Source organism: Streptomyces sp. NPDC059564 (assembly GCF_042735575.1).
Lineage (GTDB): Bacteria > Actinomycetota > Actinomycetes > Streptomycetales > Streptomycetaceae > Streptomyces.
Genome location: NZ_JBHWBP010000285.1, coordinates 1 through 9922 on the forward strand (window position 1 = coordinate 1; position 9922 = coordinate 9922).

The 9922-nt window shown below is 74.6% G+C and carries 9 protein-coding genes and 1 pseudogene; 3 read left to right on the plus strand and 7 right to left on the minus strand.

What is annotated here, in order from left to right; translation table 11 throughout:
• Positions 1 to 94: 94 nt before the first annotated feature.
• From ACFV0Q_RS31830 to ACFV0Q_RS31840, 3 genes and pseudogenes are all read right to left on the minus strand, one after another.
• Positions 95 to 1018, minus strand: a pseudogene (locus tag ACFV0Q_RS31830) (AAA family ATPase); the annotation flags it as partial.
• Entirely contained in the window at positions 1015 to 2196 is a 1182-nt protein-coding gene (locus ACFV0Q_RS31835) for an exonuclease SbcCD subunit D (RefSeq protein WP_385010036.1), read from the minus strand. The gene ACFV0Q_RS31835 and the pseudogene ACFV0Q_RS31830, both read right to left, overlap by 4 nt.
• Positions 2197 to 2402: 206 nt before the next feature.
• The gene (locus ACFV0Q_RS31840) at positions 2403 to 3032 is read right to left on the minus strand and encodes a YigZ family protein (protein ID WP_385010038.1); all 630 of its coding nucleotides are present in this window, start codon (positions 3030 to 3032) and stop codon (positions 2403 to 2405) included.
• A 97-nt stretch (positions 3033 to 3129) separates the two neighbouring features.
• On the opposite strand from ACFV0Q_RS31840, the gene ACFV0Q_RS31845 reads away from it, so the two are divergent.
• A complete protein-coding gene (locus tag ACFV0Q_RS31845; protein ID WP_385010040.1) occupies positions 3130 to 3534 on the plus strand; it encodes a CoA-binding protein in 405 nt (134 codons plus the stop codon).
• A gap of 40 nt (positions 3535 to 3574) precedes the next feature.
• Here the strand turns inward: ACFV0Q_RS31845 and ACFV0Q_RS31850 are convergent, their stop codons facing one another.
• On the minus strand, positions 3575 to 4165 hold the full coding sequence (locus ACFV0Q_RS31850) for a helix-turn-helix domain-containing protein (protein ID WP_385010050.1): 591 nt from the start codon (positions 4163 to 4165) through the stop codon (positions 3575 to 3577).
• Positions 4166 to 4272: 107 nt separating this feature from the next.
• On the opposite strand from ACFV0Q_RS31850, the gene ACFV0Q_RS31855 reads away from it, so the two are divergent.
• Positions 4273 to 5139, plus strand: coding sequence for an EamA family transporter (locus tag ACFV0Q_RS31855; protein ID WP_385010042.1), 867 nt, complete (start codon positions 4273 to 4275; stop codon positions 5137 to 5139).
• A 26-nt stretch (positions 5140 to 5165) separates the two neighbouring features.
• Here the strand turns inward: ACFV0Q_RS31855 and ACFV0Q_RS31860 are convergent, their stop codons facing one another.
• On the minus strand, positions 5166 to 5912 hold the full coding sequence (locus tag ACFV0Q_RS31860; RefSeq protein ID WP_385010043.1) for an acyltransferase: 747 nt from the start codon (positions 5910 to 5912) through the stop codon (positions 5166 to 5168).
• Positions 5913 to 6044: 132 nt separating this feature from the next.
• Between ACFV0Q_RS31860 and ACFV0Q_RS31865 the strand changes: the two genes are divergently transcribed.
• Entirely contained in the window at positions 6045 to 6599 is a 555-nt protein-coding gene (locus ACFV0Q_RS31865; RefSeq protein ID WP_385010045.1) for a gamma carbonic anhydrase family protein, read from the plus strand.
• 34 nt (positions 6600 to 6633) lie between these two features.
• Here ACFV0Q_RS31865 and ACFV0Q_RS31870 read toward each other — a convergent pair whose 3' ends face one another.
• Both ACFV0Q_RS31870 and ACFV0Q_RS31875 read right to left on the minus strand, forming a co-directional pair.
• Entirely contained in the window at positions 6634 to 7290 is a 657-nt protein-coding gene (locus tag ACFV0Q_RS31870; protein WP_385010047.1) for a DedA family protein, read from the minus strand.
• Positions 7291 to 7347: 57 nt separating this feature from the next.
• Positions 7348 to 9849, minus strand: a complete 2502-nt coding sequence (locus tag ACFV0Q_RS31875) for a beta-glucosidase (protein WP_385010048.1) — start codon at positions 9847 to 9849, stop codon at positions 7348 to 7350.
• Positions 9850 to 9922 lie beyond the last annotated feature (73 nt).

Genomic DNA, 9922 nt, shown 5'->3' on the forward strand with positions numbered 1-9922 from the left:
GTCTTCTTCACGGCGTCGGCGAGGGTGGTGGGCTCCTCGGCCTCGTCCTTGCCGGTGCCCTCGGGCTTGTACAGCCAGTTGCGCAGTTCCCGTTCTCCTCCAGCAGGGCGGCCCGGCGGGCGGTCTCGGCGTGGCGGCGCTGGAGCCGGTCGAGTTCCCGGGCGTCCTCGGCGGCGCGCCGGGCCGCGTGGTGGCGTCCCTCGACGGCGGCGAGCGCGTACTCGGCGACGGTGAGCCGCTCGCGGGCGGAGCACCGCGCGACGGCCGCCCACGCCCGGACGGCTCCTGCGAGGCCGGGGTCGCCCGGCTGGTGCGCGGGCAGCGGCCAGGCCCGCAGGTCGGCGCTGTCCCCGGCGGCCTGCGCGAGCCGCTGGGCGGCGGCCAGCACCTTCTCGTCGCCGGCCCGCACCTTGGCCTCGGCGGCCCGGCGGCGCTCGGCGAGGAGGGTCTCGACGGCGGCGAAGCGGCGGGTGTCGAAGAGCCGCCCGAGGAGCCGGCCGCGGGCTTCGGCCCCGGCCCGCAGGAACTGGGCGAACTCCCCCTGCGGCAGCAGCACGACCTGGCAGAACTGCTCGCGGCTCATGCCGAGGAGCTGTTCGATCTCCTCGCCGATCTCCTGGTGGGAGCGGGAGAGCCCGGTCCAGCCCGCGCCGGTGTGCTCGCGGAGCGAGCTCTGGGCCTTGTCCTTGGTGGTGCCGGAGCCGCGCTTCTTGGGGCGGTCCTGTTCGGGGCGCCGGGTGATCTCCAGGCGGCGGCCGCCCGCGGTGAGTTCGAGGGTGACCTCGGTGGGGGTGTCCGGGGCGGCGTGGTCGCTGCGCAGGGTGGTGCCGGGGGCCTGGCGGGAGCCGGGCACGGATCCGTAGAGGGCGTAGCAGACGGCGTCGAGGACGGAGGTCTTGCCGGCGCCGGTGGGGCCGTGCAGCAGGAAGATCCCGGCGCCGGAGAGGGCGTCGAAGTCGATCCGCTGGGGTTCGGCGAACGGCCCGAAGGCGGTGACCTCCAGCCGGTGGAGCCTCATCGGACGCCCTCCTGGTGGCCGTTGTCAGGGGACGAGGCCTGGACGCGCACCTCGTCGAAGGCGCCGCGCAGCACGGCCCGCTCCGCCTCGTCGGCGCTGCCGCCGCCGCGCACGTGGGCGACGAAGTCCTCGGCGATCTCCTGGTCGCTGCGGCCCTTGAGGCGCTGGGCGTAGGAGGCCGTGCCGTCCTCGTCGCGGCCTTCGGGATCGAAGGCGAGGCTGAGGGTGTGCGGGAAGCGGGCGGTGAGCCGGGCCATCGGGTCCTCGGGGCGGACCGGGTCGGTGAGGGTGGCCTCGATCCAGCTGTCCTCGCGGCCGGTCAGCGCGGGGTCGCCCAGGAGTTCCTCCAGCCGTCCGCGCAGCCGGGCGAGCGGGCGCGGGACGGGTGTGTCGATCCGCTCGGCGGTGACCTCGCCGGACGGGCCGAGCTCGATCAGCCACATGGTCTTGCGGTGGTCGGCCTCGGAGAAGGAGTAGGCGAGCGGGGAACCGGAGTAGCGGACCCGTTCGTTGATCGTCTGGCAGCCGTGGAGGTGGCCGAGGGCGACGTAGTCGACCCCGTCGAAGACGCCGGCGGGCACGGCCTCGACCCCGCCGACGGCGATGTCGCGTTCGCTGTCGCTGGCCTGCCCGCCGGTGACGAAGGCGTGGGCGAGGACCACGGAGCGGGTGCCGGGGGCCCGGCCGGCCAGGTCGGCCCGGATCCGGTCCATGGCCGCGCCCAGCACCGCCTCGTGGCTGACCTTCGCCGCACCGAACTCGTCCTTGACCAGGGCCGGTTCCAGGTACGGAAGCCCGTACAGGGCGACATCACCGTGTACGTCGGCCAGCACCACGGGGTCGGCGCAGCCCGCGGGGTCCGTCCTGAGGTGGATCCCGGCCCGCCCGATCAGCCCGGCGCCGACGCCGAGGCGGCGGGCGGAGTCGTGGTTCCCGGAGATCATCACCGTCGGCACGCCGAGGTCGGCGAGCCGGTGCAGCGCCCGGTCGTAGAGCTCGACGGCGGGCAGCGGGGGCACGGCCCGGTCGTAGACGTCCCCGGCGACGAGGACGGCGTCGGCCTCGTGCTCGCGGACGGCGTCGACGAGGTGGTCGACGAAGGCCGCCTGGGCGGCGAGCAGGTTGACGCGGTGGAAGGACCGGCCCAGGTGCCAGTCGGAGGTGTGCAGGAACTTCACTCGACCGCTCCGACCCGCACGCTTGCTCTCCTCGTGTCCGCGCGCCGACCGGCCGCTCACCGCCCGGTCCCGCGCCCTCTCGCCCCGCACCCTCTCGCCCCGCACCGTCACCGGGCACCGTCGCGCCGGGCACCCTCGGGCCCGACACCCTCCGGCCCCGCGGGGACCCTCCAGGCTAACCCTTCCCCGCCGCCCGCCAGGCCCGGTCAGCCTTCCGCGTAGGCCTCTCCGCCGAGCTCGAAGCCCGCGGTTCCGGCGGTGGCGTCGGCGAGCCAGGCCCGGAAGGCCTCGACCTCCGCCTCGGGAAGGCCGATCTCGATCGAGACGGCCTCCCCGTAGCGCACGTCCAGTACCGCCCGGCCGGTGGAGCGCAGGTCGTTCTCGGTCTTCCCGGCCCGCTGGTGGTCGACGGTGACGGTGGCCAGCCGGTAGCGGTGCCGGGTGATCGTGCCGAGGGCGTCGAGGGCCTCGCCGACGACCCCTCCGTAGGCCCGGATCAGCCCGCCGGCGCCGAGCTTCACGCCGCCGTAGTACCGCGTGACGACGGCCACCGCGTAGCGGATGTCGCGCCGGGTCAGCATCTGCAGCATGGGCACCCCGGCGGTCCCGCCGGGTTCGCCGTCGTCGCTGGCCTTCTGGACGGAGGCGTCGGCGCCGATCACGTAGGCGTAGCAGTTGTGCGTGGCGGCGGGGTGCTCCTTGCGGACGCGCGCGATGAACTCCTGCGCCTCCCGCTCGGTCGCCGCGGGCGCGAGCGAGCACAGGAACCGCGAGCGGTTGATCTCGGACTCGTGCGTTCCCTCGCGGGCCACCGTCACGTACTGGTCTGCCTTCACCGCTCCACCCTACGGGGAATCGGACACCTGTCCTTTTCGTTGAGGCGAGCAGACCAGAGCAGAGCAGCGCGGTACGGACCAGCAGGAGGCGGCGCACGTGTACGGCGACCCGGCGACCATTCGCAAGATCCTCACCGAACTCGGTGACACCTGGGCCGTGGTGGGCCTGTCCAACAACCAGGACCGCGCGGCCTACGGCGTGGCCCGCGTGCTGAAGGCGTTCGGCAAGCGCGTCGTGCCCGTCCACCCGAAGGCCGAGACGGTGCACGGCGAGCCGGGGTACGCCTCGCTGGAGGCGATCCCGTTCAAGGTGGACGTGGTGGACGTGTTCGTGAACGGCGCGCTGGCGGGCGCGGTGGCGGACGAGGCGGTCGCGGCGGGCGCCGCTGCCGTCTGGTTCCAGCTGGGCGTGGTCGACGAGGCGGCCTTCGCCCGCACCCGCGAGGCGGGGCTGGAGATGGTCATGGACCGCTGCCCGGCGATCGAGATCCCGGCCCTGTAAGACGTCACAGACGTCACAGACGTACAGGGCGTCACAGGCGTCAGCCGTGGCCGTCGGCCCCCCGGACCGGGGGGATCGACACGGCCATGGTCATCTCCATCGGTCCGGCCCCCTCGTTGCGGTAGGCGTGCGGCACGTTGGCCTCGAAGGAGACGGCCCCGCCCGCCGGGACCACGTAACGGTCGTCGGCGAGCTCCAGGGTCAGCTCCCCGGCCGTGACGTGCAGCATCTCGAAGGTGCCGGCCGGGTGCGGGTCGGAGGCCGTGCCGGCCCCGGCCTCCAGCCGGTAGGTCCACATCTCCACCGGTCCGCGCCGGTCATCGCCGAGGAGCATGCGCGCCTCGCTGCCCACGCCACTGGACCACATCCGCACCCCCTGCCCCGGCTCGACCACGTGCACCTGTGGGGCGCGCTCGTGGTCGAGGAGGGTGGTGATGCTGACGCCGAGGGCGTCGGCCAGTTTGACCGTGGTGCCCACGCTGGGGTTCGTACGGGCCTGCTCGATCTGGATGATCATGCCGCGGCTCACCCCCGCGCGGGCCGCCAGCGCGTCCAGGGTGAATCCGCGCTCACCGCGCCACCGCTTGAGGTTCCGGGCGAGCGCCTGGGTGAGCTGTTCGAGGTCCGACACCATTCCGTCCAATATTTTGGATGACACAGTTCAATAGAGTGAACTAACCTGCGGTGTATTCGATGCTGCACTCCACCGTTCACCGCACTGTACTGCGAGGTCCTGCCATGACCGCCCTGTTCGCCCTGGCCACAGCCGTGCTGTGGGGCCTCGCCGATTTCGGCGGCGGGCTGCTGACCCGCCGGATACCGGCGCTGACGGTGGTCGTGGTCTCCCAGTTCGTCGCCGTCGCCGTGCTCGGGGCGATCGTGATCGGCACCGGCGCCTGGCGGGAGGCCGGTCCGCAGCTGTGGTGCGCGGTGGGCGCGGGCGTGGTCGGACCGGCCGCCATGCTCAGCTTCTACAAGGCGCTCGCCCTCGGCCCGATGGGCGTGGTCTCCCCGCTCGGCTCCGTCGGCGTGGTCGTACCGGTCGGGGTGGGGCTGGCGCTGGGCGAGCGTCCCGGCCCGGGGCAGTTCGCGGGCATCGCGGTGGCCGTCCTCGGCATCGTGCTGGCGGGCGGCCCCGAACTGCGCGGCGCCCCCGTGCAGCGGCAGGCCGTCGTCCTGACCCTGCTCGCGGCCTTCGGCTTCGGCGCGGTCATGGCCCTGATCGCCCAGGCCTCCACGACGCTGACCGGGCTGTTCCTGGCCCTCTTCGTCCAGCGGGTCACCAACGTCGCCGTGGGCGGCGCCGCCCTGTGGGCGCAGGTCCGGCGCGGTACACCGGCCCTGCCCGAAGGCACGGGGCCGCGGGTGCTGTGGAGCCTGCTGCCGGCCCTGGCCTTCGTCGGGCTGGCGGACGTCGCGGCCAACGGCACCTACTCCGTCGCCGCCCAGAACGGCCCGGTCACCGTGGCCGCCGTACTGTCCTCGCTGTACCCGGTGATCACTGCGTTCGCCGCCTTCGCCGTGCTGAAGGAGCGGCTGCGCAGCGTGCAGGCGGCGGGCGCCGGACTGGCCCTCGCGGGCACGGTCCTGCTCGCGGCGGGCTGACCCGCCGGGTCCGATACCGCCCGGCCTCAGGACTGCTCGGCCTCCGCGAGCAGCGCCAGCCCGCGCAGCTGCTCGGGCGTCATCCCGTCGGGGATCGGCACCGGCGCCGGGGTACGCAGCGGGGGCTGCCAGCCCGTCTCCGGCTCCCAGCGGCGCACGATCCTGGCGGGCGCGCCCGCCACCACAGCGTGGTCGGGCACCTCGCCCCGTACGACGGCGCCCGCGGCCACCACGACGTTGCGGCCCAGGCGTGCGCCCGGGAGGATCACCGCGCCGGTGCCGAGCCAGCAGCCCGGTCCGATCTCCACCGGCTCGCTGCGGGGCCACTGCCTGCCGACGGGCTCGTGCGGGTCGTCGTAACTGTGGTTGGTGGAGGTGATGTACACCCCCGGTCCGCAGAAGGTGTCGTCACCGATGCTGATCCGGGTGTCGGCGATGACGTGGCTGCCGCGTCCCAGGACCACGCCGTTGCCGAGCACGAGCACCGGGTCGGGGCCGAGATCGAGATCGGGCATCATCCCGGCGGTCAGGGTGACCTGCTCGGCGATGATGCAGTGCGCGCCGAGCCGGATCCAGGGCTCCCCGAAGACGGTGCCCTGGGGGAAGGCCAGCCGGGTGCCGTCGCCGATCGCGCCGAAGCGCAGCCGTCCGGGGTGCTGCGCGGTGACCGCGCCCGCCCGCTGCATCCAGCGCCAGCCCGCGTGCACCGCGCGGCTGGCGACCCGCCGGCGCAGGGCCGTCAGCGATGAGAACGTGTTCTGGTTCTTCGGCACCCGGCCACGGTAGTGCGCGCCGCCCCGGACGGCCCGGCCACACTCCTGTGATCTTCACCCCATCGCCGGGCCGCGGCGGCGCGTGCCCTACGGTGCCGGTAGCGCGGCATACGGAACCAGAGGGAAGTGACCATGACGCATCAGGCAGACCAGGGCCGGGCGGGACTCATCGCGGGCGTCGGCGACCGGCGGCCGTCCGTGGACCCGACGGCCTTCACCGCTCCGACCTCCGTCGTCGTCGGCGACGTCACCTTGGCGGCGGGCGCGAGCGTCTGGTACTCGGCGGTGCTGCGCGCCGACTGCGGCCCGATCACGCTCGGCGCGGACAGCAACGTGCAGGACAACTGCACGGTCCACGTGGACCCCGGCTTCCCGGTGTCCATCGGCGAGCGCGTGTCCATCGGCCACAACGCCGTCGTGCACGGCTGCACCGTGGAGGACGACTGCCTGATCGGGATGGGCGCGACCGTGCTGAACGGGGCCGTGATCGGCGCCGGTTCGCTGGTGGCCGCCCAGGCGCTGGTCCCGCAGGGCATGGTGGTCCCGCCCGGCTCCCTGGTCGCGGGCGTGCCGGCCAAGGTGCGGCGGGAGCTCACCGACGAGGAGCGCGAGGGGATCAAGGTCAACGCCGCCATGTACACGGAGCTGGCCGAGCAGCACCGCGCCTCGGTCACCCCGGACGCCTGAGCCGGCCCGTACCGGGCCGGTGCCCCGGCGGGCCTCAGTCGGAGGTCACCGCCACGGCCGTCGCCGGCTCCGCCTCGCGGACGGCGGCGGCCGCCTTCTTCATGCGGAAGCGCACGACCAGCGTCACGGTGAGCCCGAACAGCAGGGCCACCACCAGCGCCAGCCAGGAGAACCGCTTCAGCCACGGCTCGGCGACGATCCCGACGGTGTAGATGACCGCCGTGGTGCCGCCCGCCCACAGGATGCCGCCGAGGACGTTCGCGATCAGGAACCGCCAGTACGGCATGCGCAGCACGCCCGCCAGCGGACCGGCGAAGATCCGCAGCAGGGCGACGAACCGGCCGAAGAACACGGCCCACATGCCCCACCTGTCGAAGGAGCGCTCCGCCAGGGCCACGTGCTCGGGCCCGAAGTGCTTGGGGAAGCGCCGCCCGAGCCGCTCCAGCAGCGGCTTGCCGCCGCGGCGGCCGATCGCGTAGCCGATGGAGTCGCCGATGATCGCTCCCGCGATCGCGCAGAGGCCCAGGACCACGGGGTCGATGTGGCCGTGCTGCGAGGCCAGCAGGGCCGCGCTGACCAGGATGATCTCCCCGGGCAGCGGGATGCCGAGGCTTTCCAGTCCGATGACCAGCCCCACCAGGAGATAGACACTGATCGCCGGAATCGTCTCCAGCCATTCCTGGATGTGCACCGGAACGTCCTCCCGAGTCCTCACCGGCGCGCCCCCGTGACACACCGAACGGGCAGCCTATCCGCTCCCCACGACGGCCTTCGCCCGCAGTGGGAGTTCGCGGGAGGAACGACCGGCGAACACCTCGCGACGGCCTGAACCCGGCACCCACGCCTGCCGCTCCGCGTCCCAGGACGACAGGGTCCGCGCGTCGACGTCCAGGGTGACCCGCCGGGACTCCCCCGGTGCCAGCTCCAGGCGCCGGTACCCGGCCAGGGCCCGCACCGGCTGCTTGTCCCGCGGCCCCGGGGACGGGCCGACGTAGACCTGCGCCACCTCGGTGCCCTTGCGGCGGCCGGTGTTGCGGACGGTGAACTCCACGCGCAGCCCGCCGTGTTCGGGGCGGACGGTGAGGTCCTCGTAGCCGAAGGTGGTGTACGAGAGCCCGTGCCCGAAGGGGAACAGCGGGGTCTCCTTCCGCGCGTCGTACCAGCGGTGGCCCACGTGGACGCCCTCGGCGTACTCCAGGCGGCCGCCCGCCCCCGGATAGCGCACCGGGTCCCCGGCGACCGGGGTCGCCTTCTCGTCGGCCGGGAAGGTCTGGGTGAGCCGCCCTCCCGGGTCCACGTCCCCGAAGAGGACGTCGGCGGTGGCCCCCGCGCCCTCCTGGCCCGGGTAGTACATCTGGAGGACGGCCCCGGTACGGGAGAGCCACGGCATGGTCGTACTGGAGGAGGTGTTCAGCACCACCGTGGTCCGGGGGTTGGCGGCGGCGACGGCCTCGATCAGCGCCGGCTGGCCGCCCGGCAGGCCCAGGGAGGTGCGGTCGCGGCCCTCGGTGGCGTCCTCGTACGCGAACAGCACGACGCTGTGCGCCTCGCGGGCGGCCTTCACCGCCTCGGCGACGTCGGCGGCCCGGGTGGCGCGGGTGGTGTGCCGCAGCCGGAAGCGCTGGCCGGCGCCGCCGCCCCGGGCCGTGACCTGCAGGCGGTGCGCGCCGGCCGCCAGCCGGACGGTGTGGCGGCGGACGGCCGCCCCGTCGGGGGCGACGCCGAGCAGTCCGCCGGCGTAGGCCTCGGCCGCGCCCTGCCGTACGGGGAAGAGCTCCGTCCCGTCGAGGCGTACGGAGGGCCGCGCGCCGGTGTAGTGGACGAGCAGGGTCCACTCGTCCTCGGCGGCCAGGGTGAAGCGGCCGTCGTGGGTCCAGGTGCTGCCGGGGGCCACGCCGCGGTCGTCCAGCGCCGCGGGCGGGGTCAGCAGCGCCGCCGGGAGGGGCCGCCCGTACACGTCCTCGCCGAGGGCGTAGCGGACGGTGGCGTCCTTGCCGGCCCGGCGCCCGATCGCGGCGAGCGGGGAGTCCGCCCGGTCCGGGCGCACGTGCGCGCTGCCGCCACCGCCGACGAAGGGCACCCGGCCGGTGGGGCCGATCACCGCCAGGGACCGGGCGGCGGCCCCGGTCAGCGGCAGGGTTGCGTCGACGTTGCGCAGCAGCACGGCCCCGGCGGTGGCCACCTTGCGGGCGGTGCGGGCTCCGGCGGCCGGGTCGCGGGCGGGCCGTGCGGGCGGATGCGCGGCCAGCAGCGTGAAGCGGTCCATGGTGGTCAGGATCCGGCGTACGGCGGCGTCGACGGCGTCCTCGTGCACCGAGCCGCCGTGCACCGCCTGGCGCAGCGGTGCGCCGTAGCGGGTGCCGGAGGGCATCTCCATGTCCAGTCCGGCGGTGATCGCGGCGACGGTGCCGTGGGTGGCGTTCCAGCCGGACACCACCCAGCCGTCGAAGCCCCACAGGCCGCGCAGCACGTGGTCGATGAGCGGCCGGTTCTCGGAGGCGTAACTGCCGTTGACCTTGTTGGAGGCGCCCATCACCACGCCCGCGCCGGCGGCGGCCGCGGCCTCGAACCCGCGCAGCTCCGTCTCGTGGAGGGTCTGGTCGTCCGCGATGGCGTCGATGGTGTCGCGGCCGTGTTCCTGGTTGCCGAGGGCGAAGTGCTTGACGGCGGCGATCAGTCCCTCGTCCTGGATGCCGCGGACCACCTCGCCGACCAGGTCTGCGGTCAGCCGCGGGTCCTCGGAGAAGGTCTCGAAGTTGCGTCCCGCGTACGGGGTGCGGATGAGGTTGGCCATCGGCGCCAGCAGGACGTCCTGGCCCAGGGCGCGGCCTTCGCGGCCGAGCACCCGGCCGTATGCGCGGGCCAGCGCCGGGTCGAAGGCGGAGGCGAGCAGGACGGGCGCGGGCAGTGCGGTGGCGGGTTTCGCGACGCGCACCCCGGCGGGCCCGTCGGCGAGGCGCAGCGGCGGGATCCCCAGGCGCGGTACGCCGGGTACGTATCCGGCCTGGCCCAGCGGGGCGGGGTCGCGGGCGCCGTGCAGGAGGGCGGTCTTCTCGTCGAGGGTGAGCTGGTCGAGGAGGGCGTCGATCCGGGCACCGGAGCCGGACTTCCCGGCGGCGGCCGGTGCCGGGGCCGCCGTACGGGGCAGGGCGCCGGGCGGCACGGTGGCCACGCAGCCCGTCCCGCCGAGGGCCGACCCGGCGGCGGCGCCCAGCGCGCCGAGCAGCCGGATCGCGGAACGTCTGGACACGGCCTGGCTCAACGGCGCTCCCTGGGCTGACGGGAGCGGCCCGCGCCGGACCGCTCCCGGGGCCACTGTGCGC

Bases quoted from the DNA above. Each gene is read 5' to 3' on its own strand.
- ACFV0Q_RS31855 (WP_385010042.1), top strand. From the start codon at position 4,273: ATGACCGCCCTGTTCGCCCTGGCCACAGCCGTGCTGTGGGGCCTCGCC.
- ACFV0Q_RS31865 (WP_385010045.1), top strand. From the start codon at position 6,045: ATGACGCATCAGGCAGACCAGGGCCGGGCGGGACTCATCGCGGGCGTC.